Source organism: Pseudomonas sp. RGM2987, assembly GCF_022952855.1.
Lineage (GTDB): Bacteria > Pseudomonadota > Gammaproteobacteria > Pseudomonadales > Pseudomonadaceae > Aquipseudomonas.
This window is the reverse complement of sequence record NZ_JALJDX010000134.1, coordinates 1-21687: the sequence shown is the minus strand read 5'-3', so window position 1 is coordinate 21687 and position 21687 is coordinate 1. Positions and strand designations below refer to the sequence as shown.

Below are 21687 nucleotides of genomic sequence, written 5' to 3'. Positions count from 1 at the left end.
CGGCGGCGCTGGTGCGGTACAAGCGGGTGAAGACGAATGGCAGGCGACCATCGAGGGTGCCGTCTTCCAGGGTCAGCAGTTCTTCGCCGGTGACCATCGACACCGGGCAGCCACTGGTGGCGGTCTGGGCGGCGGTGTCGGCGCTGTCGCCGTTGGGGTTTTTCGATTGGGCGGGGGCGTCGTCGTGGGGTTCGTGTTTTTTCAGTGTGGTATTGCGCTGGGCGCCCCAACGCATCTGCATCCGGCCTTTTTTGACCCCAGCCGCGATCCCCCTGGCAGCGACGGCTTTGTAACGGTCCACATAGCCCATGAAGCCGTTGACTACGGCGAAGATTGCCCGGATAAAACGCTGCAAGGCGTTCAACAGGCGCGCGCCCGCATCGACCAGGCGCATCGACAGATAAGCGATCCCGGCCCCTGCGCCGGCAAACGTCAGGACGACGCCGATCAACAGATCGATCAACAGCTGTACGGTCAGCGTCGATAGCGCCTGGGCCGTTTCGCCGGCCACCTCGCTGGGCGGTAGCATGTCCAGCCAGAGACTGGCGGCACGCACCAGCAGACACAGCGCTGCTTCGTCGCTCGCCAGCAGTTGCAGCCTGGCCATCACCTGCGGTGCGGTCTGCGCCAGTTCGGCCAGTTGCGTCGCGCTCTCGCCCAACCGCTCAACAAACTCTTCAGGATTTTTGAGAATGTCCGAGAGCAGGCTGATGCTGTCCCACACGCCTTCGATGGCCGCCCAGCTTCCGGCCAGCAGGCCGTTGCCCACCGCAGCCGCCGAGGTCGACAAGGATTGTTGCGCCCAATGCGGCTTGAAGCCCTGCCACTCGCCGCGCAACCAGTCCGTCAGTTGGGAGCTCAGGTCATCGTAGGAAGAAAACAACTCGTCGAGCTGCGCCGACGACACTTCGCCCTGGACACGCACCCGATAGAACTTGCCCGCCTCGCCGTTGAAGGTCCCCAGGCCTTGGGCATCAAGGGCGACCGGCGTGACCTCGCCGCTGTCTACCGCCACCACATCTACCACGATGTCGCCCAGCGGAATGTCGTAGACCGATTCGAGCTTGCTCTCGATGGCCATCACCCCGCCGTAGGGGCACTGTACGACGGTGGAAAGAAAATCGTCGTCACCGGTGCTGACGACCGTGGTGCTGTCGGCGAAGCGGATCAAGCGCTCCATGCCCAACAGCGAAGGCAGGTCGGCGGCGTGGCTGGCAGTGTCCGCAGCCCGGCTGTACCAGCGCTCGAGCTGCTCGCGATAAACAGACAGGACGTCTTTGAAGCTGTCGAGCTCCTGCTCGATACGGCTGACCTGATCCATCAGGACATAGCTCGATCAAGGGCCAGCAGCAAAAAACGGTCAAACATGGGCAGACGTCTCGCAGCGCTCAGGGAGCGCGAGACTTTGCCGGGGATGTAAGGGGAAATAAGTCAGGGAAAGAAGCAATAAACGTAGGGCGATTCGCTAAATTCGCCCAACCTGCCAAACGAACGGCGCTCGGGAAAGCGCGGGATTTGGCTACGGGCCGCGAGTCTCCAGCTCTTTGAGCTTGATCTCGGCCAGCGGATGACCGGCCTTCGCCGCCAGCGCCCACCAGCGTGCCGCTTCGACCGGGTCCGGCGCCTTGCTGCTGGAGCCCGCCAGGCTGATCACACCAACCTGATAGGCCGCCTTGCCGTCACCGGCCAGAGCCGCCAGCCGCAGCAGACGAATCCCTTCTTCCCGCGCCCCGAGGCCTTGGCCGCGAAACGTCAGGATATGCCCGTAGAAACTTTGCGCACCGACGTCGCCCAGGTTCGCCATGCGCGAGAACTGGCCTTCGAGCCAGGCCCAGCCGCGTGGCTGGCGGACGAACCAGGACCAATGGAACAACCGTCGAGCCAGCCAGTACCCGGCCCGCGCCTTGAGGCGCCAGAGCACTCAGGCCTCCGCCGACTCGGGGTATTCGTATTCAAACACCCGCACCACTTCCGACGCGTGCCAGGAAGCGGCAGCCACCCCATCGGACGGCCCGGAAAAACGCCCCAGGCGCTCGACACATTCGAAAAAACCGGTGCGCGGCAATCGACTGGCACCTTGGCTGATGACCAGGGAACTGCGCAGCGGCTGTTCCGCCCGGGCATCCAGCGCGGCCAGGTGCTCCAGGGCCGCCGTCAAGGTCTGCATGGCCGGGCTGGGCAACTGCAAGCGCTCCAGCAACGCGCGATAGGTCAACAGATGGCGCTGGCGGCGCGCCTGGTCCAACTCCCCCAACAATCCATCCCAATGCTGCCGACTGATGCGTACACTCACGACTCATCCCTCCAACCTGGCACCGTCAATTCCCAGGCCAGACTGCGCCGAATCGCGGCATCGGGCTGACGCTCGCCGCTTTCGATCAAGGCCAGATAAGACGGACTGATACCTACCGTGCGGGCCAGCGCCTCAATGGCGATGCCCTTCCCTTCGCGCAAACTGCGTAATTGATCCAGACCAGGAAGGACCTGGCCGGGCGCCGCCGCGTGACGAACTGTCGCTTCGCGTGGCGGGGCTGGGTCGATGCCTGCGGCCTTCAGCAACGACTGGTACTGATCCCACGGCAAAACCGCGTATTCGGGCTCTCCGTCGCGGGTGATTATCTGAATATCCATGTCTACCCCGTAGGAAAACAACGCTTAGCGAATCAGCCTTTTTTCTTTGAAGTGTAATCCTAATACCGGCTAAGGTCGCGGGGCGATGAATTCCAGGGGCGAGAGAGGCTGGATCAGTCTTTTTTATGACCCTGGAGCTGGAGTTGTTCAGGAGTGTCGGGCAGCCTTTCTACCGAGGCAAGCTTCTCGGGTGATTGTCGATAACGCCAGGCGCGGAACGCTTCGAGCTCAACATCGAGGGTTTTCATGACCCAGGCCAGCACGGCGATATCGTCGAACATGCCGAACATCGGCAGGATGTCGGGGATCGCATCCAGCGGGCTGAGGAAATACATGAGCCCAGCCACGACCGAAAGCATCGACTTGGCACTGACCGCCCGGTATTCGCCCCGCCAGTAAGCCAGGCACAAAGCCTGCAACAGGCGCAGGTCTTCCTTGAGTTTGCCGAGCCGGCCACCTTCCCGGGCACCTTTGCTGGCGACGGCAAACAGCAATGTCGGCAATCGACCGCGGGCCAGCAACCGCCCCGCCAAGGGCAGAAATCGTGCGAAATTCCACGGCGCCTTCATTTTTTCTCCCACTGAAATGTTATCCACACAAATTGTGGATAACCTTGTGAACAGAGCTGCATTTCAGCGCTGAAGCCCCCGTTTCATAAGGGCCCGGCTTAGATCGGGCGTTTTTTACTCACATAAAAAAACCCAATATTTCATTGACTTGATCAGGTGGCTGGGTCTAGCACAGCACCTGTACTGCCTCTGACTGTAGCCTGCCCGCAGCGTTCGGTTTTTTTGCAGTTTACCGAAGCCCGGACGCAACAACGCCCCGCATAAGCGCAACGCTGTCATCCAAGGAATCATCGAACCGGTGGCGAGGGAGCTTGCTCCCGCTGGGCTGCGAAGCAGACCCATTTTCTGAGGGCTTCGCCCTCAAGCGGGAGCAAGCTCCCTCGCCACAATGATTCAACCAACCTTCAATAAACAGCATTGCCCGCATAAGCGAGGCGTTGTCGTGATAGCAGACGCGATTACTTGGCTGCGTCTTCTTTTGCCGGGTCCTTGATCGCCAGCAGTTCCAGGTCGAACACCAGGACCGAGTTGGCCGGGATGGCCGGGCTCGGGCTCTGGGCGCCGTAGGCCAGGTCGCTCGGGATGTACAGCTTGTACTTCTCGCCGACGTGCATCAGTTGCAGGCCTTCGACCCAGCCCGGGATCACGCCGCTGACCGGCAGGTCGATCGGGCTGCCACGTTCAACGGAGCTGTCGAACACGGTGCCATTGGTCAGCTTGCCGGTGTAGTGAACGGTCACCACGTCGTTCGGCTTGGGCTGTGGACCATCGGCTTTCTTGACCACTTCGTATTGCAGGCCGGAAGCGGTGGTGGTCACGCCGGTTTTCTTGCCGTTTTCTTCGAGGAATTTCTTGCCGGCCGCTGCCGACTCTTCGCTCATCTTGGCCATGCGTTCTTCGGCACGTTTTTGCAGTGCGGCAAAGGCTTCGACCAGTTCTTCGTCTTTCAGCTTCTGTTCTTTCTTGCCGACGGCATCTTCAATGCCCTGGGCAACCGCTTTGGAGTCCAGGTCATCCATACCTTCCTGAGCCAGGCTCTTGCCCATGTTCAGGCCGATACCGTAGGAAGCTTTCTGCGCCGGGGTTTTCAGCTCTACGCTGGTCTGCGAGTCGCAACCCGCGAGTACCAGGCCAACCAGGGCCACCGCCGCCGCCAACCGATGCTGTTTCATGCTATTTCCTTGTTCATGCGCCTAAAGGGCAATCGAGTAAAGCCGCGAGCTTATCAGGCGGCCCCGACCAATGGCTACCGGCATGTGAGCCACAAAGCGGTGATAAGTTCAGGTCCGCAAATGCTTTTTGATCCCTGGCAGATGAAGCCTCTGTCATCTGCTGCCTACAAGGGCCAGATTGTCGCTTCCCGAAGCCCCCCATAATGGCCACTTGCCCGTCGCGCGCGACTGAGGCATAAGGGCATATCAAAAAACAAGGATGTTCCCGTGCGCCTTCTCTCTCGCATTCTCTGGCTGCTTTTCGCCCTGCTGATCATCGCCGTGGCAGTGGTGCTTTATTACGTCGCCAACCCGCGCCTGCCGTTCTATACCCCGGTCGACCAGGTGCATTACCTGGACCAGTGGAGCGCCGACGAGCGCCAGACCTATTACTTCACGCCCCAGGGTACCCAGGTCAAAGGCCTGCGCTACGAGTGGTTCACCGCCCTGGAGTTGCCGTTTTCACAACAGCGCTTCGCTTCACCTGAGTACCTGGCGCGCTTTGGCTTTTTGGTTGACCCGGCGCAGAAAGCCTCGCCAGCCAACCCTGGCAACCTGCCGGTAGGTTTCGCACGGCACCAGAACGCTGGCAGCAAAGAACAGTTTCTGGATATTACCTGCGCCGCCTGCCACACCGGCGAGCTGCATTACAAGGGCCAGGCGATCCGCATAGACGGCGGCTCGGCCCAACACGTCCTGCCTTCCAGTGTTCCTACATTACGCGGTGGCAGTTTCGGACAAGCCTTGGTCGCCAGTCTGGCGTCGACCTACTACAACCCATGGAAATTCGAGCGCTTCGCCCGTCAGGTGCTGGGCCAGGATTACGACGCCCACCACGAAGAGCTGCGCAAGACATTCAAGGTCTCGTTGGACACCTTCCTGCGCACGGCCTGGAACGACACCCATCGCGGCCTCTACCCCACCGAAGAAGGTCCTGGCCGGACCGACGCCTTTGGCCGCATTGCCAACGCCAGCTTCGGCGATGCCATTTCACCGGCCAACTATCGGGTCGCCAACGCGCCAGTGGATTACCCGCAGCTGTGGGACATCTGGACATTCGACTGGGTGCAATGGAACGGATCGGCCCAACAACCCATGGCACGCAATGTCGGCGAAGCGCTGGGTGTCGGCGCCACGCTGAGTTTCTTTGACGCCCAGGGCAACCCATTGCAGGGTGATGCGCGCTATCCCTCCAGCGTGCGGGTGCGTGACCTGAACAAGATCGAAGAAACCCTGCAATTGCTCAAGCCTCCGGCCTGGCCGGAAGCGTTGCTCGGCGCGGTCGATAAGCCATTGGCCGCCAAGGGCCGGGCGCTGTTCGCCGAAAACTGCGCCGGTTGCCACGTGCCCAAGGTCATCCAGGGCCCTGACCGGCCGGTCCAGCAACTGCATATGTTGCCAGTGCAAGTCATGGGTACCGACCCGGGCACCGCCAACAACATTGCCGATCATCGCTTCGACCTGACCAGCCTGGGGTGGGACCCGGCCGAATTGGCAAAACTGGAAGTGCAGTTGCACCCGACCCCGACCGAGCCACTGGACCTGAGCCAGGTCTCGGTCGCCAAGGGCCTGGCGTATGTCACGGCCTTCGTCGAAAACCGCGCTTACCGCGACGCCGGCGTCACCCCCGCCGAGCGCCCGGCGCTGGACGGATTCGGCCTGCCCATCGGCGTGCGCGAACTGCGCGCGTATAAAGCCCGGCCGCTGGCGGGCGTCTGGGCTACGCCACCGTTCCTGCACAACGGCTCGGTGCCGACGATCTATCAACTGCTGTCGCCGCAGGATGAGCGGGCGACCCGCTTCTATAAAGGCAGCTTCGAATACGACCCTCGGCACCTGGGCTATCGCACCGAAGAATTCACCAACGGCTTCCTCTTCGATACTCGGATTACCGGCAACCACAACAGCGGTCATGAATTCCGCGCCGGCGAACGCGGCAATGGGGTGATTGGCCGCCTGCTGCAACCAGAGGAACGCTGGGCCTTGCTGGAATATCTGAAAGTGCTGGGCGGACCGCTGGAGTCGCAACTGTAATGCTGAATCTCACCGGTAAAAGGATTTTTCCATGCTGATTACGCTCTGGCTGCGCCTCGGCGCCTTTTTGGGCAAGACGCTCCTGTGGCTGCTGGGGATCGGGTTGCTCGGCTGGGCATTGGCCGCGGCCTGGTTCGCCTGGCAGCACCGCGGGCCGGTACCGGACCAGGAACAGGTCCCCCCCGGCGAAGCCGCCATGACCCAGGAGATCATCCAGACCGCGATCCGCATCGTCGACCAGCACCGCGAAGGCACGCGCTATTTGCGCGATGCCCATGCCAAGGCACACGGCTGTGTGATGGCTGAAGTCCAGGTGCTGAGCGACCTGCCGACTCCGCTGCGCCAAGGCGTATTTGCCGAACCGGGGAAGGTCTGGCAGGCGACCATACGCCTGTCCAACGGTAACGCTTACCCGCAATTCGACAGCCTGCGCGATGCCCGGGGGATGGCGATCAAGCTGCTCGACGTGCCGGGCAAGCAGCTGCTGGCGGATCGGCAATCAGCCGGCGAACAGGATTTCGTGATGTTCAACCATCCGAACTTCTTCGTCAGCGATGTCGCCGAGTATCGTCAGAACGTGGCCGCCCAGGCTGATGGAAAAAAAGCCATGGCGTTTTTCCCCAGCCTGGATCCGCGTAGCTGGCAGGTTCGCCATTTGTTCATCGCCCTGGCGACGCTCTCGCCGCCACCGGCCAGCCCGACCCAGAACACGTACTTTTCGGTATCGCCCTACAAATTCGGTGAGGCCAACGCCAAGTTTCGTGTAGCACCGGACCCAGACAGCTGCCCGGCGTATACCCTGCCGAAGCAGAACCAGGACCTGCCGAATTTTCTACGCAGCGCCCTGACGCAGCAGTTATCCACAGACCGGGTACCGGCGTGCTTTGTCCTGCAGATTCAGCGTCAGGATCCTGCCAAGTACATGCCCATCGAAGACACCAGCATTGAATGGCGGGAAAGCGATGCACCGTTCGAAACCGTAGCGCGCATCAAGGTGCCGGCCCAGGACTTCGATACGCCCAGGCTGAACCTGGCCTGCGATAACCAGTCGTTCAATCCCTGGTTCGGCATCGAGGCCCATCGCCCTATCGGCGGAATCAACCGTTTGCGTAAAGCCGTGTACGAGGCGGTCAGCGATTACCGCCACAGCCGCAATGCCGAGCAGTAGCAATAGCTAAATGACAAGCAACAAAAAGCCCGCTCAGTGAGCGGGCTTTTTGTTGGCAACCTGGCGTTCAGTGGTCCAGGTTATCGAAAATGGCGCAGCGGACGGGACTCGAACCCGCGACCCCCGGCGTGACAGGCCGGTATTCTAACCGACTGAACTACCGCTGCGCGTAACATTGAAAGTTTGGTGGGTGATGACGGGATCGAACCGCCGACATTCTGCTTGTAAGGCAGACGCTCTCCCGGCTGAGCTAATCACCCTTCGCTTTCGATGCGGGGCGCATTCTCTCACAGTTTTTCGTAACATGCTGATTTAATTACATAAATCAGCGAAAAAAAGTAAACGAGGCGCACCGCGGGTACTGCAAACAGCAAAAAGCCCGCGTTAGCGGGCTTTCCGTGGTCACCTGGCGTTCAGTGTTCCAGATAACCGAATATGGCGCAGCGGACGGGACTCGAACCCGCGACCCCCGGCGTGACAGGCCGGTATTCTAACCGACTGAACTACCGCTGCGCGTAACACGTTGAACGAATGGTGGGTGATGACGGGATCGAACCGCCGACATTCTGCTTGTAAGGCAGACGCTCTCCCGGCTGAGCTAATCACCCTTCGCTTTCGGTGTGGCGCGCATTCTACGGAGCGCTCCATGAGCTGGCAAGCACTTTTTAAATTAATTTTTTCAGGCCTTCCAAAGGCTTAGCGAAGGGTTGGCCTATGGCGCTGTGAAGAGAATAATGCCCCCCTTTGTATAAAGGAGAGACTCACCCCATGTGGTTCAAAAACCTGCTTATCTATCGCCTGACCCAAGATCTGCCTTTTGATGCCGAGGCGTTGGAAACCGCACTGGCCAGCAAACTGGCGCGTCCATGTGCAAGCCAGGAGTTGACCACTTACGGTTTCGTCGCGCCGTTCGGCAAGGGCGAAGATGCGCCATTGGTGCATGTCAGCCAGGATTTCCTGTTGATTGCCGCTCGCAAGGAAGAACGCATTTTGCCGGGCAGCGTCGTACGCGATGCCCTGAAGGAAAAGGTCGAAGAGATCGAAGCCGAGCAGATGCGCAAGGTCTATAAGAAGGAACGTGACCAGATCAAGGATGAAATCATCCAGGCGTTCCTGCCGCGGGCATTCATCCGCCGCTCCTCGACCTTCGCTGCCATTGCGCCGAAACAGGGCCTGATCCTGGTGAACTCCGCCAGCCCGAAACGCGCCGAGGACCTGTTGTCGACACTGCGCGAAGTCATCGGCTCGCTGCCGGTGCGTCCATTGACCGTAAAGACGGCCCCGACCGCGATCATGACCGATTGGGTCAAGACCCAGAAAGCCGCGGACGACTTCTTTGTCCTCGACGAGTGCGAACTGCGCGACACCCATGAAGACGGTGGCATCGTGCGTTGCAAGCGCCAGGACCTGACCAGCGACGAAATCCAGCTGCACCTGAACACCGGCAAAGTCGTGACCCAACTGTCGCTGGCCTGGCAGGACAAACTGTCGTTCGTGCTCGATGACAAGATGGTGGTCAAGCGCCTGAAGTTCGAAGACCTGTTGCAAGACCAGGCGGAACAGGACGGTGGCGACGAAGCCCTCGGCCAACTGGATGCCAGCTTCACACTGATGATGCTGACCTTCGGCGAGTTCCTGCCGGCGCTGGTCGAGGCGTTGGGTGGGGAAGAGATTCCGCAGGGGATCTAAAGGCTGATGATCTCTACTGTGGGAGCGGGCTTGCTCGCGAATGCGATCTGGCGTTCAACAATGATGTTGACTGACACTCCGTTTTCGCGAGCAAGCCCGCTCCCACATTGGTTTTATGTGCTTGTTCAATAACAAGGATCTGGTCATGCGCGCATTAGCTGCACTGAGCCGCTTCGTCGGCAATACCTTCGCTTACTGGGTACTGATCTTCGCCGTCGTGGCGTTCTTGCAGCCGGCCTGGTTCATCGGCCTCAAAGGCGCCATCGTGCCGCTGCTGGGGCTGGTGATGTTCGGCATGGGCCTGACCCTCAAGCTCGAAGATTTCGCTGAAGTAGCGCGCCATCCGTGGCGTGTGGCCCTGGGGGTGGTTGCTCATTTCGTGATCATGCCCGGCGTGGCGTGGTTGCTGTGCCAGGTTTTCCATCTACCGCCGGAAATCGCCGTCGGCGTGATCCTGGTGGGCTGCTGCCCGAGCGGCACCTCATCGAATGTCATGACCTGGCTGGCTCGCGGCGACCTGGCGTTGTCGGTGGCCATCGCTGCCGTCACCACCCTGCTCGCCCCGCTGCTGACCCCGGCGCTGATCTGGCTGCTGGCCTCGGCCTGGCTGCCGGTGTCGTTCATGGAGCTGTTCTGGTCGATCCTGCAAGTGGTGCTGTTGCCTATCGTGCTCGGCGTTGTGGCGCAACGGTTGCTGGGTAGCAAGGTTCGTCACGCGGTGGATGTGTTGCCGCTGGTGTCGGTGGTGAGCATCGTCATCATCGTCACCGCCGTGGTGGCGGCCAGCCAGGCGAAAATTGCCGAATCGGGCCTGTTGATCATGGCCGTGGTGATGCTGCACAACAGCTTCGGCTTTTTGCTGGGTTACTTCACCGGACACTTGTTCAAGCTGCCGCTGGCCCAGCGAAAATCCCTCGCACTGGAGGTCGGCATGCAGAACTCCGGGCTGGGCGCCGCCCTGGCCAGTGCGCACTTTTCGCCTTTGGCGGCGGTGCCCAGTGCGCTGTTCAGTGTCTGGCACAACATCTCCGGGGCGCTGCTTTCCACGTACTTCCGGCGCATGAGCGAAAAGCAGGACCGCGAAACGCTCGCCAGCCAGCAAGCGGCCGATTGAGGCAGGCTTGATCGAGTGCCCGATCATGGGCACTCTAGCTCGCCAGTGCGGGGACGACCCCGCATCGGCTAGCCACTGTTAATCCGGGGACGACCCCATCCATTCATGGAGGTGTGTGATGTCCTGGATCATTCTGTTTTTTGCCGGCCTGTTCGAGGTCGGCTGGGCTGTCGGCCTGAAATACACCGACGGCTTCAGCCGCCCCCTTCCCACTGCATTGACGATTGCCGCCATGGCGATCAGCCTTGGCCTGCTCGGCCTCGCGATGAAGGAATTGCCGTTGGGCACCGCTTATGCGATCTGGACCGGGGTCGGCGCGGTGGGCACGGTGATCGCCGGGATCATTTTGTTTGGTGAATCGATGGCTCTGGTTCGGTTGCTCAGCGTGGCGCTGATCGTTGCGGGGTTGATCGGGCTCAAGGTCAGCGCCTAGGCCACTACCGCTATCGTCGGATCGCCGCCCGGAGCAGGCTCGCTCCCACATTGATCCGCAGTGCTTCGCGATTCTATGCCTGACATTACCCTGTGGGAGCGAGCCTGCTCGCGAAAAATCGAAAGGCCGCGGCAGCTTATCTGACGCTCCCGCGCAACTCCCCCACCAACCCCTGCAACTTCGCAGGCTGTGCCATCTCGACAGCCACCGCCGGCCCAGCCACCAGGGTCACCCGCGACCACAGTCGGCGAAACAGGCCCTTGGCCGGATCGCGACTGAAGAAACTGCCCCACAAGCCTTGCAGCGCCAGGGGAATCACTGGAACCGGGGTTTCCTGGAGAATGCGTGTCAGCCCGCTCTTGAACTCATTGATCTCACCGTCAGCGGTCAGTTTTCCTTCAGGAAAGATGCACACCAGCTCACCGTCCGCCAGGTATTGGGCGATTCGCTTGAAGGCCTTTTCGTAGATGTGGATGTCTTCCTGGCGTCCGGCAATCGGAATCGTCCCGGCGGTACGGAAGATGAAGTTCAGCACCGGCAGGTTGTAGATTTTGTAGTACATCACGAAGCGAATCGGCCGACGCACCGCACCGCCAATCAGCAAGGCATCGACGAACGACACATGGTTGCAAACCAACAGCGCCGCACCTTCATCGGGAATCGCGTCGAGGTTGCGATGCTCCACCCGGTACATGGAATGGCTCAGCAGCCAGATCATGAAACGCATGGTGAATTCGGGGACGATCTTGAAAATGTAGGCGTTTACGCCGATGTTCAGCAGCGACACCACCAGGAATAATTGCGGGATCGACAGCTTGGCGAGACTCAGCAGCACGATGGAAACGATGGCCGAGACCACCATGAACAGAGCGTTGAGAATGTTGTTGGCCGCGATCACCCGCGCCCGCTCGTTCTCGGCGGTGCGGGACTGAATCAGCGCATACAGCGGCACGATGTAGAAACCGCCGAAGAGGCCGAGGCCGAGGATATCCACAAGCACCAGCCAGGCGTGGCCAAAACCGAGCACCTGGAGCCAGCCATGACCCTCGACGCTGTCGGGAATCCCACCGGAATGCCACCACAGCAGCAACCCGAACACCGTCAGCCCGAACGACCCGAACGGCACCAGGCCGATCTCGACTTTGCGTCCGGAGAGTTTTTCGCAGAGCATCGAACCCAGGGCGATCCCCACCGAGAACACGGTCAGGATCAAGGTCACCACGGTTTCATCGCCGTGCATCCACTCCTTGGCGTAGGCCGGGATCTGCGTCAGGTAGATCGCGCCGACGAACCAGAACCAGGAGTTGCCGACAATCGAACGGGACACCGCCGGAGTCTGCCCCAGGCCCAGTTTCAGCGTGGCCCAGGATTGGCTGAAGATGTTCCAGTTCAGGCGCATCTGCGGCGAAGCCGCCGCAGCCCGTGGAATGCTGCGGCTGGCGAGATAGCCGAGCACCGCGACGCCGACGATGGCGCAGGACACCACCGGTGCGTACTGGGCCGAGGACATCATGATCCCGGCGCCGATGGTGCCGGCGAGAATCGCCAGGAAAGTGCCCATTTCCACCAGGCCGTTGCCGCCGACCAGCTCTTCCTCGCGCAAGGCTTGCGGCAGGATCGAGTACTTCACCGGACCGAACAGCGCCGAATGGGTGCCCATGGCGAACAACGCCAGCAGCATCAGCGACAAATGATCGAACAGAAAGCCCACGGCGCCGACCGCCATGATGGCGATTTCGCCGAGCTTGATCAGACGAATCAGCGCATCCTTGGCGAACTTTTCCCCGAACTGCCCGGCCAGGGCCGAGAACAGAAAGAACGGCAGGATAAACAGCAAGGCACAGAGATTGACCCAGATCGAGCGGTCACCGTCGATGGTCAATTTGTAGAGAATGGCGAGAATCAGCGACTGCTTGAAAATGTTGTCGTTGAACGCGCCGAGGGACTGTGTAATGAAGAACGGCAGGAAACGCCGCGTGCGAAGCAAGGTGAACTGCGAAGGGTGACTCATCTTCCATGTTCCTGAGTGGCGTGGACGCTTATTGGAATGACGCTTTTCGATCCAGGCCACACATTACCTGTCTTTAGCGATTATTTCGCCAGCCCCGCAATGCACGGCGACACAAACAGCTCGCCGTGCCAGGCGCCCAGCAGCGTACACCGAGCGACGATCAGCCACATCAGCACCAGCATCGCCACCAGCACGCTGCCACTACGAACCAGTTAGGCGTGGATTGGCGAACGGCTTCCAGCGGCCTGGGCAGATGACTGAATATTCAGACGCTGCCTTCTGACTCAATCACCAGGACTCTTGCCTCACCCACCGGGCTGGCTACATGCTCGGTGCCCACCGACGCATAGAAAATATCCCCGGCACGGAGCAAGGCCTCCTTCTCGATTCCGGCTTCCCGATAGCGCATCCGCACTTCTCCATCGAGCACCACGAATACCTCCTGACCATCATTGACGTGCCATTTGTAGGGCTGATCGGTCCAATGCAGTCGCGTAGTGATGCCGTCCATGTTGGCGATATCCAACGCCGCCCAGGCACGCTCGCCAGTGAAGGATTTGCTGCGAATAATTTTCAAAGGAATTCGATCCGAAAAGACACAGAGGCGCCAAGGCTAGCTCAAATTAGCTGACCTTGGCGTCGGCTTTCCAGGTCTTCAAGGCCGCAAACCCGTGCCCAGGGGGGTTACCGACTGACGGGACAGCCCCAACAAGGCTCCAGCTGACAGCACAATCAGCACCACGCCATATCCATCGGTCGTCGGGATCAAGCCAAACACCCGCGTCAGGTTCCCGGCCAGCAGCGACGGCAAGCTGAAAGCCAGATAGCTGAGCACATAGAACGCCGACATCAAGCCGGCCCGTTCGTGGGGCAACGCCAGCGGCATGATGCTGCGCAGCGCGCCGAGGAATCCTGCGCCGAAACCGCTGCCAGTGACCAGGGTACCGACGAAGAACAGCGGCAGGCTGGCGCCATGTACCGCAACCAGTACCAACGCCAGGCCGAGCACCAATAAGCTCGCAGCCAGGCGCAGCATCTTGCCCGCCTGCTGATTACGCAGGGTGTAGATGGACAACGCGCCGCTGAGTGTCAGCACCGCCACCAGCGCACCGCCGACCAGGTTGGAGGTCGAGCCCGTCGCCGCCCGTACCAGGGACGGTGCCAGCGACAGATAAAAGCCGCCGACGGCCCAGGCCGCCAGGTCCAATGGCAGCACCAACCACAAGGCACGCCGCGCCTGGACCGGCACATGCAAGGTCGGGCGCAGGGACTGCCAGGCACCCGGTTGCGCACTGACGCTCTCCTTCAGGCGCCATAGGTAAACGGCCTGGACCAGGAACATTCCCAGCAGAATCCAGTACGTCAGTTGCAACGGCAACGGCGCGAATTCTGCCAGCAGGCCACAGCCCAACGCCCCAAACGCCATGCCCAGCAGCGGCGCAACGCTGGTGATCAGCGGGCCTTGCTTGCGGTCGAAGTCCAACAGCGCGGCCCCCAGAACACTGGTGGCCATCCCGGTGGCGAACCCCTGGATCACGCGGGCAGCGATCAGCCAGGCGACACTGTCCGCAAAGATGAACAGCACCATCGCCAGCATATTGAGCAGCAGCGACATGAAAATCACTGGTTTGCGGCCCAGGTAATCGGACAGCGAGCCGACGGTCAGCAGTGCCGTCAGCAGGCTGAAGGCGTACACCCCGAAAATCAGCGTCAGGGTCGCCGGGGAGAATTGCAATTGTTCCTGGTAGAGGTGATACAACGGCGTCGGCGCGCTGGACGCGGCGAGAAAGCTGAGCAAGGTGATCGCCAGGAATAACAGGCTGGCACCGGTCGAAGCTGGACGAGACATGGGCACACTCCACACGAATTCGGCAAAAGCTATTTTTTAGCTTTTGCCGAGTGTGCAACCGACATGCGCTTAAAGCAAATTCTTTGTGTTAAGGTCCGACCCATGGCTATTAAAGAAGGTTTACGCCCCGGCGGCAGAAGCGCCCGGGTCCAGGAGTCGATTCACTCGGCTGTTCGTCAGTTGCTGCAAGAGCAGGACCGCGCGAGCCTGACCGTGCCGCAAATCGCCGCGCGCGCCGGGGTGACACCCTCCACTATCTACCGACGCTGGGGCGATCTGCCGGCGCTGCTGGCCGATGTCGCCATCGCCCGCATGCGCCCGGACACCGAACCGGCCAACACCGGCAGCCTGCGCGGCGACTTGCGAGCCTGGGCCGAGCAGTACCTGGATGAAATGAACTCCGAGCCCGGGCGCAACATGATGCGCGACATCCAGGCCTGCCCCACGCCCGGACAGTGCGTAGGGATCATCAGCGGCCAGTTGCAGGTCATCCTGGATCGCTACCCAGACGAACCGAACCCTGGCATTGAGCGCTTGATCAACCTGATGGTGGCGCCGACGGTGTTCCGCATCCTCTTTGCCAGTGAGCCGTTGGAGGTTGAGGAGTTGTATCGATTGGTGGATATCGCGCTGAATCAGTAAGGCCCTCATCGCGAGCAGGCTCGCTCCCACATGGGTCCTGCGATGCGCCGCGTTTGCGTGCCTGGCACAAACCTAATGTGGGAGCGGGCTTGCTCGCGAAGACGTCGGGTCAGCAATGAATGCCTTGACTGACACACCGCCATTCGCGAGCAAGCCCGCCCCCACAGTAGGTCAACAGTGGACGCAGGACTGGCGGCTACCCATAACCCTGCTCGCGATGAGGCCCGCCCGGCCACCTCACACCCCAGGATTCTCGCAACCTGCGACGCCCGACCTTGGTCGACACTGACGAACCCGAGCCGGCGTGCGAGACTGTCTTGCCGGGCTCAAGCCCCGGTGTCTTTGTCGGGGAGTCTTCATGTCGTTGTCCAGCGGGCTGATCGCCGTTGTCGCCCTGGCCTACATGGCCATCATGTTTGCCATCGCCTTCTACGGCGACCGGCGCAGCACGCCGCTGCCGCCACGGGTTCGAGCCTGGGTCTACAGCCTGTCGCTGGCGGTGTATTGCACCAGTTGGACGTTCTTCGGCGCGGTTGGCCAGGCCGCCGAACAGCTCTGGTCGTTCCTGCCGATCTACCTCGGACCGATCCTGCTGCTGGTGCTGGCGCCGTGGGTCTTGCAGAAAATGGTGATGATCAGCAAGCAGGAGAACATCACCTCCATCGCCGACTTCATCGCCGCTCGCTACGGCAAGTCCCAGTCCCTGGCGATCGTGATCGCCCTGATTTGCCTGGTGGGCGTGTTGCCCTACATCGCCTTGCAGCTCAAGGGCATCGTGCTCGGGGTGAACCTGTTGATCGGTGCCGGCGCCGATGCCATGGGCACCCGTGCGCAAGACACCGCGCTGATCGTCTCGCTGATCCTGGCGCTGTTCACCATTGTGTTCGGCACCCGCAACCTCGACGCCACTGAACACCACCGCGGCATGGTGTTGGCAATTGCTTTCGAGTCGCTGGTCAAGCTGTTCGCCTTTCTCGCGGTCGGTGCGTTCGTGACCTACGGCCTGTACGACGGCTTCGACGATCTATTCGACCAGGCGATGCTCGCGCCACGGCTGGAGCAATACTGGAAAGAAACCATCAACTGGCCCTCCATGGTGGTGCAGACCGGAGTGGCAATGATGGCGATCATCTGCTTGCCGCGGCAGTTCCACGTGACCGTGGTGGAGAACATCGAGCCCCAGGACCTGCGCCTGGCCAAGTGGGTTTTCCCCGCCTACCTGGCCCTGGCCGCCTTGTTCGTGGTGCCCATCGCCCTCGCCGGACAAATGCTGTTGCCCAGCTCGGTGCTGCCTGATTCGTTCGTCATCAGTTTGCCGCTGGCCCAGGCCCATCCGGCCCTGGCGATGCTGGCCTTCATCGGCGGCGCCTCGGCGGCCACCGGCATGGTGATCGTGGCAAGTGTGGCGCTGTCGACCATGGTCTCCAATGACATGCTGCTGCCGTGGCTGTTGCGGCGCAACAATGCCGAGCGACCGTTCGAAGTGTTCCGCCAGTGGATGCTCTCGGTGCGCCGGGTAAGCATCGTGGTGATCCTGTTGCTGGCCTATGTCAGCTACCGCCTGCTGGGTTCGACGGCGAGCCTGGCGACCATCGGCCAGATCGCCTTCGCCGCCGTGACCCAACTCGCTCCCGCCATGCTGGGTGCGCTGTACTGGAAGCAGGCGAACCGCCGCGGGGTATTCGCCGGCCTCGCTGCCGGTATCTTCCTGTGGTTCTACACCCTGGTGCTGCCGATTGCCGCCCATAGCCTGGGTTGGTCGCTGGGCACCTTCCCGGGGCTGGCCTGGTTGCACGGCAACCCCTTGAACCTGCCGATCACCCCGCTGACCCAAGGCGTGGTGCTGTCCCTGGCGGGCAACTTCACGCTGTTTGCCTGGGTTTCCGTGTTGTCGCGCACCCGCGTGTCGGAGCACTGGCAGGCCGGGCGTTTCATCGGCCAGGAAATCAGCGCCCGGCCCAGCGCCCGCTCGATGTTGGCGGTGCACATCGAAGACCTGTTGCAACTGGCCGCACGATTCGTCGGCGAAGAGCGGGCGCGGCAGAGTTTCATCCGTTTTGCCTACCGCCAGGGCAAGGGTTTCAACCCGAACCAGAACGCCGACAGCGAATGGATCGCCCACACCGAACGCCTGCTGGCCGGCGTCCTCGGTGCCTCGTCGACCCGGGCGGTGGTAAAGGCCGCGATTGAAGGCCGGGAGATGCAACTCGAAGACGTGGTGCGGATCGCCGACGAAACCTCGGAGGTGTTGCAGTTCAACCGGGCCCTGCTGCAAGGCGCCATCGAGAACATCACCCAGGGCATCAGCGTGGTCGACCAGTCCCTTAGGCTGGTGGCCTGGAACCGACGTTACCTGGAACTGTTCAAGTACCCTGATGGATTGATCAGTGTCGGCCGGCCGATCGCCGACATCATTCGCTACAACGCCGAGCGCGGCCTTTGCGGCCCGGGCGAGGCGGAAGTCCACGTGGCCCGGCGCCTGCACTGGATGCGCCAGGGTCGGGCCCATACCTCGGAGCGGCTGTTCCCCAACGGCCGGGTCATCGAGTTGATCGGCAACCCGATGCCCGGCGGCGGTTTCGTCATGAGCTTCACCGACATCACCGCGTTCCGCGAGGCCGAAAAAGCGCTGACCGACGCCAACGAAGGGTTGGAGCAACGGGTCGCCGAACGCACCCGGGAGCTGTCGCAACTGAACCTGGCCCTGACCGAAGCCAAAGGCACTGCCGAAGCCGCCTACCAGTCCAAGACCCGATTCCTGGCGGCGGTCAGCCACGACCTGATGCAACCGCTCAACGCCGCACGGCTGTTCTCCGCCGCGCTGTCGCACCAGCACGAGGCCCTGCCCGGCGAAGCCCGGCAACTGGTGCAGCACCTGGACAGTTCACTGCGCTCGGCCGAAGACCTGATCACCGACCTGCTGGATATTTCCCGCCTGGAAAACGGCAAGATCAACCCCGACCGCAAGCCGTTCGCCCTCAACGACCTGTTCGATACCCTCGGCGCGGAATTCACCGTGCTGGCCCGGGAACAAGGCTTGAAATTCCGGGTTCGCGGGTCGCAGTTGCGGGTCGACAGCGACATCAAGCTGCTGCGGCGGATCTTGCAGAACTTCCTCACCAACGCCTTCCGCTACGCCAAGGGACCGGTGCTGCTGGGCGTACGCCGTCGCGACGGCGAGTTGTGCCTGGAAGTCTGGGATCGTGGGCCAGGTATCGCCGAGGATAAGCAGCAGGTGATTTTCGAAGAGTTCAAGCGCCTCGACAGCCACCAGACCCGCGCCGAAAAAGGCCTGGGGCTGGGCCTCGCTATCGCCGATGGGTTATGCCGGGTGCTCGGTCATACCTTGCGCGTGCGCTCCTGGCCGGGGCGTGGCAGTGTGTTCAGCGTCAGTGTGCCGTTGGCCCGCTCGCAGGCGGCCGTACCCAGCGTGGTGGTAGAACCCAACGGGCATCTGCCCAGCGGTGCGCAGGTGTTATGCGTCGATAACGAAGACAGCATTTTGATTGGCATGAACAGCCTGCTGACCCGCTGGGGTTGCCAGGTGGCGACCGCGCGCAACCGTGACGAATGCGAGCGCTGGCTGGCGGATGGCGGGCGGCCACAACTGGCGTTGGTGGATTTTCATCTGGATGACGGCGAGACCGGTACCGAGTTGATGGCCTGGTTGCGCACGCGCATGGGTGAGCCAGTGCCGGGGGTGGTGATCAGCGCTGATGGTCGGCCGGAGACGGTGGCGCAGGTACATGCTGCGGGGCTGGATTATCTTGCCAAACCGGTGAAGCCTGCGGCGCTCAGGGCGTTGTTGAGTCGGCATTTGCCGTTGTGATGGCGCGCCAGCAACTCGTTGGTATCAGTGGCGAGGGAGCTTGCTCCCGCTGGGCTGCGAAGCGGCCCTCTTCTGTGAGCGCTGCGCACTCAAGCGGGAGCAAGCTCCCTCGCCACGGGGTTTTGCTTCAGCCTTGGTTTTTTTCGGGGGTTTCTTCCGGCAACTCCGGCAGCCCATCCGCATCCGTCATCGCCCGCTCCAGCAAATCGGCCGGCAAATTCTTGCTGGCCCGGGCGCCGAGAAGCTTGAGTTGTTCGCTGCGGCTGACCAGGTTACCGCGGCCTTCGGTCAGTTTGTTACGCGCCGCGCTGTAGGCTTTGTCCAACTGCTGCAAGCGACTGCCGATCTCGTCCAGATCCTGGATAAACAGCACGAACTTGTCATACAGCCAGCCGGCCCGTTCGGCGATTTCCCGGGCGTTCTGGCTCTGGCGTTCCTGCTTCCACAAGCTGTCGATCACCCGCAATGTTGCCAGCAAAGTCGTCGGGCTGACGATCACGATGTTGCGGTCGAAGGCTTCCTGGAACAGGTTCGGCTCGGCTTGCAGGGCGGCGGAAAACGCGGCTTCGATCGGCACGAACAACAACACGAAATCCAAACTGTGCAAACCGTCCAGACGCTTGTAGTCCTTGCCGGCCAAGCCTTTGACGTGGGCCCGCAGCGACGCCACATGTTGCTTGAGCGCGAGTTGGCCGATGGCGTTGTCCTCGGCGGCCACGTACTGCTGATAGGCGGTGAGGCTGACTTTGGAGTCGACCACCACTTGCTTGTCGCCGGGCAGGTAAATCAACACGTCCGGTTGGAAACGCTCACCGTCCGGGCCCTTGAGGCTGACCTGGGTCTGGTACTCGCGACCCTTCTCAAGACCGGCGTGTTCGAGTACCCGCTCCAGGATCAGCTCGCCCCAGTTGCCCTGGGTTTTCTGGCCCTTGAGTGCCCGGGTCAGATTGGTCGCCTCATCACTCAGGCGCAGGTTCAGCTGTTGCAGCCGCTCCAATTCCTTGCCCAGGGAGAAACGCTCCCGCGCCTCGGCCTGATAGCTTTCCTCGACGCGCTTTTCGAAGGACTGGATACGTTCTTTCAGCGGATCGAGCAACTGACCCAGGCGCTGTTGACTGGTTTCGGCGAAACGCTGCTCGCGTTCATCGAAGATCTTGCCGGCAAGCTCGGCGAACTGTGCGCGCAGCTCGTCTCGCGAACCCTGCAGATCATTCAGGCGTTGCTGATGGCTTTCCTGCTGCTCGCGCAATTCGGCGTGCAGCGACGCTGCCTGGGCATCGAGCCGCCGCAGTTCCGCTTCCTTGTTGGCGCGTTCGAGGTTCCAGGCGTGGGCCGCATCCCGGGCGTTGTCGCGCTCGACCTGCAGCAGCTCGACTTCGCGACACGCTGCGGCGAGCTCGGCTTGCTTGGCGCCGTTGGCCTGGCTCAGGTCGCTGATTTCATCGCGGCAGGCGTCGAGTTGCGCGTTCAGGCCATCATGGGCCATGTGGGCCGTGGCCAGGCGCTCTTCCAGCAGCGCCAGTTCAGTCTGTGCGGCGCTGGCCTGGCGTTGCAGGTGCCAGGCCAGCGCGAGCAACGGCACCGCGGCGCCCGCCAGGCCCAGCAACAGGCTGGTCAAATCCATAGCCATGACAATTCCTGCCGAAATAAAGCCCGAAGGTTAACCAAGCGGCCTGGGGTTGCCCAGCTCGTCTTGAATCAATCTTCGATTTCACCCAAGGCCTGACGGGCCCGTTGATCGCCAGCCCGGGCAGCCTGGCGCAGCAAGTCGTGACCGATGCGCCGGTCGCGGGCGTTCCCGCATTCGCGACACATCAACTGCCCAAGGCGACTTTGCGCGGCCACCACGCCCTCACGGGCCGGTTGCTTGAGCAGACGACCGGCCAGGTGTTTGACACTGGGGTTTTCCCCCAGCCGCGGACTGTCGAGCAACCACTCGGCCACGCGCATGGCAATGCGCTTGGGTGGGGTAACACGCAAGGGTGTGGAAGTAACAGGAGGTGATACTGAGCGAAACTTCATAAAGCACTGTGGGGCAGATCGGAAGGCGCGCCACTCTACTCCTTTTTTCGCACGGGTAAAGTCGAAAAAAACCGGCACGCCCGTCCTAGAGCAAGCGCTTGGGACAATCCACAGAAGCTGTGGATAACTCAGTGGACAACCCCCCTTGAACTGGCCGAAAGCCCTGTGGAACGGGGCCTGCGCTCAAACTGTCGATTTTTTCACCAGCAAAAAAAAGCGCTATTTTTCATTGACTTAAATTTTGGATGCAGGCACCCACTGCGGATTGTTGGCACATGACAGTACGGTGACAAGCGGCGTGACAAGTGTGCACAAGTAACACCGGAGGTGGTTATAAGGGGCCATTTTTTTGCTACATCCGGCGGTAACCCTGGGGATAACGTTCTCGCTACCCTTTAGGAAACCAACAATCCATGTGGGAGCGGGCTTGCTCGCGAAAGCGGTGGGTCAATTGAGACGATGTTGAATGTATCGCCGCCTTCGCG

At 61.4% G+C, this 21687-nt stretch carries 18 protein-coding genes, 4 tRNA genes and 1 pseudogene; 7 read left to right on the top strand and 16 right to left on the bottom strand.

The features are described 5' to 3' along the window. From RGM2987_RS04240 to RGM2987_RS04215, 6 genes are all read right to left on the bottom strand, one after another. Window positions 1-1321, bottom strand: a 1321-nt coding sequence (locus RGM2987_RS04240) for a DUF6531 domain-containing protein (protein WP_245138857.1), incomplete at its 3' end; no start/stop codon positions are given. A gap of 198 nt (window positions 1322-1519) precedes the next feature. Then, a complete protein-coding gene (locus RGM2987_RS04235) occupies window positions 1520-1921 on the bottom strand; it encodes a sel1 repeat family protein (RefSeq protein ID WP_245138856.1) in 402 nt (133 codons plus the stop codon). Then, on the bottom strand, window positions 1922-2293 hold the full coding sequence (locus RGM2987_RS04230) for a hypothetical protein (RefSeq protein WP_003179080.1): 372 nt from the start codon (window positions 2291-2293) through the stop codon (window positions 1922-1924). Then, a complete protein-coding gene (locus RGM2987_RS04225; protein ID WP_245138855.1) occupies window positions 2290-2631 on the bottom strand; it encodes a helix-turn-helix transcriptional regulator in 342 nt (113 codons plus the stop codon). Before RGM2987_RS04225 ends, RGM2987_RS04230 begins: the two co-directional genes overlap by 4 nt. A gap of 113 nt (window positions 2632-2744) precedes the next feature. Beyond that, window positions 2745-3200, bottom strand: coding sequence for a YkvA family protein (locus tag RGM2987_RS04220; protein ID WP_245138854.1), 456 nt, complete (start codon window positions 3198-3200; stop codon window positions 2745-2747). Between the two features lie 458 nt (window positions 3201-3658). Continuing rightward, window positions 3659-4372 carry an FKBP-type peptidyl-prolyl cis-trans isomerase gene (locus tag RGM2987_RS04215; RefSeq protein ID WP_245138853.1) on the bottom strand — a complete coding sequence of 238 codons (714 nt, stop codon included), beginning with the start codon at window positions 4370-4372 and terminating at the stop codon, window positions 3659-3661. Between the two features lie 267 nt (window positions 4373-4639). On the opposite strand from RGM2987_RS04215, the gene RGM2987_RS04210 reads away from it, so the two are divergent. Both RGM2987_RS04210 and RGM2987_RS04205 read left to right on the top strand, forming a co-directional pair. Further along, the gene (locus RGM2987_RS04210; protein WP_245138852.1) at window positions 4640-6445 is read left to right on the top strand and encodes a di-heme-cytochrome C peroxidase; all 1806 of its coding nucleotides are present in this window, start codon (window positions 4640-4642) and stop codon (window positions 6443-6445) included. Between the two features lie 31 nt (window positions 6446-6476). After that, complete coding sequence (locus RGM2987_RS04205; protein WP_245138851.1) at window positions 6477-7613, top strand: catalase family protein; 1137 nt, start codon at window positions 6477-6479, stop codon at window positions 7611-7613. A 90-nt stretch (window positions 7614-7703) separates the two neighbouring features. On the opposite strand, the gene RGM2987_RS04200 is transcribed toward RGM2987_RS04205, so the two are convergent. From RGM2987_RS04200 to RGM2987_RS04185, 4 genes are all read right to left on the bottom strand, one after another. Continuing rightward, window positions 7704-7780 (bottom strand) — tRNA-Asp (locus tag RGM2987_RS04200). Between the two features lie 17 nt (window positions 7781-7797). Continuing rightward, a tRNA-Val gene (locus RGM2987_RS04195) sits at window positions 7798-7873 on the bottom strand. Between the two features lie 176 nt (window positions 7874-8049). Beyond that, a tRNA-Asp gene (locus tag RGM2987_RS04190) sits at window positions 8050-8126 on the bottom strand. A 19-nt stretch (window positions 8127-8145) separates the two neighbouring features. Continuing rightward, window positions 8146-8221 (bottom strand) — tRNA-Val (locus tag RGM2987_RS04185). Between the two features lie 160 nt (window positions 8222-8381). Between RGM2987_RS04185 and rdgC the strand changes: the two genes are divergently transcribed. From rdgC to sugE, 3 genes are all read left to right on the top strand, one after another. Further along, window positions 8382-9302 carry a recombination-associated protein RdgC gene (gene rdgC, locus RGM2987_RS04180; protein ID WP_245138850.1) on the top strand — a complete coding sequence of 307 codons (921 nt, stop codon included), beginning with the start codon at window positions 8382-8384 and terminating at the stop codon, window positions 9300-9302. A gap of 145 nt (window positions 9303-9447) precedes the next feature. Then, window positions 9448-10416, top strand: coding sequence for a bile acid:sodium symporter family protein (locus RGM2987_RS04175; protein ID WP_245138849.1), 969 nt, complete (start codon window positions 9448-9450; stop codon window positions 10414-10416). A gap of 118 nt (window positions 10417-10534) precedes the next feature. Next, complete coding sequence (gene sugE / locus RGM2987_RS04170; protein ID WP_245138848.1) at window positions 10535-10849, top strand: quaternary ammonium compound efflux SMR transporter SugE; 315 nt, start codon at window positions 10535-10537, stop codon at window positions 10847-10849. 136 nt (window positions 10850-10985) lie between these two features. Here sugE and RGM2987_RS04165 read toward each other — a convergent pair whose 3' ends face one another. The 4 genes and pseudogenes from RGM2987_RS04165 to RGM2987_RS04150 all read right to left on the bottom strand — a co-directional run bounded on the left by RGM2987_RS04165 (window position 10986) and on the right by RGM2987_RS04150 (window position 14709). Next, window positions 10986-12860: an MFS transporter gene (locus tag RGM2987_RS04165; protein WP_245138847.1), complete on the bottom strand. Its 1875-nt coding sequence runs from the start codon at window positions 12858-12860 to the stop codon at window positions 10986-10988. Between the two features lie 80 nt (window positions 12861-12940). After that, window positions 12941-13060, bottom strand: a pseudogene (locus RGM2987_RS04160) (C4-dicarboxylate ABC transporter); the annotation flags it as partial. Window positions 13061-13125: 65 nt separating this feature from the next. Beyond that, window positions 13126-13437: a cupin domain-containing protein gene (locus RGM2987_RS04155; RefSeq protein ID WP_245138846.1), complete on the bottom strand. Its 312-nt coding sequence runs from the start codon at window positions 13435-13437 to the stop codon at window positions 13126-13128. Between the two features lie 78 nt (window positions 13438-13515). Next, entirely contained in the window at window positions 13516-14709 is a 1194-nt protein-coding gene (locus RGM2987_RS04150; RefSeq protein ID WP_245138845.1) for an MFS transporter, read from the bottom strand. 102 nt (window positions 14710-14811) lie between these two features. Here RGM2987_RS04150 and RGM2987_RS04145 point away from each other — a divergent pair, with 102 nt between their 5' ends. Together RGM2987_RS04145 and RGM2987_RS04140 are read left to right on the top strand one after the other, a co-directional pair. Further along, window positions 14812-15351, top strand: a complete 540-nt coding sequence (locus RGM2987_RS04145) for a TetR/AcrR family transcriptional regulator (protein ID WP_245138844.1) — start codon at window positions 14812-14814, stop codon at window positions 15349-15351. 358 nt (window positions 15352-15709) lie between these two features. Beyond that, the gene (locus RGM2987_RS04140; protein ID WP_245138843.1) at window positions 15710-19180 is read left to right on the top strand and encodes a PAS domain-containing hybrid sensor histidine kinase/response regulator; all 3471 of its coding nucleotides are present in this window, start codon (window positions 15710-15712) and stop codon (window positions 19178-19180) included. A 127-nt stretch (window positions 19181-19307) separates the two neighbouring features. Here the strand turns inward: RGM2987_RS04140 and rmuC are convergent, their stop codons facing one another. Further along, complete coding sequence (gene rmuC / locus RGM2987_RS04135) at window positions 19308-20696, bottom strand: DNA recombination protein RmuC (protein ID WP_245138858.1); 1389 nt, start codon at window positions 20694-20696, stop codon at window positions 19308-19310. Between the two features lie 182 nt (window positions 20697-20878). Continuing rightward, window positions 20879-21202, bottom strand: coding sequence for a sel1 repeat family protein (locus RGM2987_RS04130; protein ID WP_245138842.1), 324 nt, complete (start codon window positions 21200-21202; stop codon window positions 20879-20881). Between the last annotated feature and the right edge of the window lie 485 nt (window positions 21203-21687).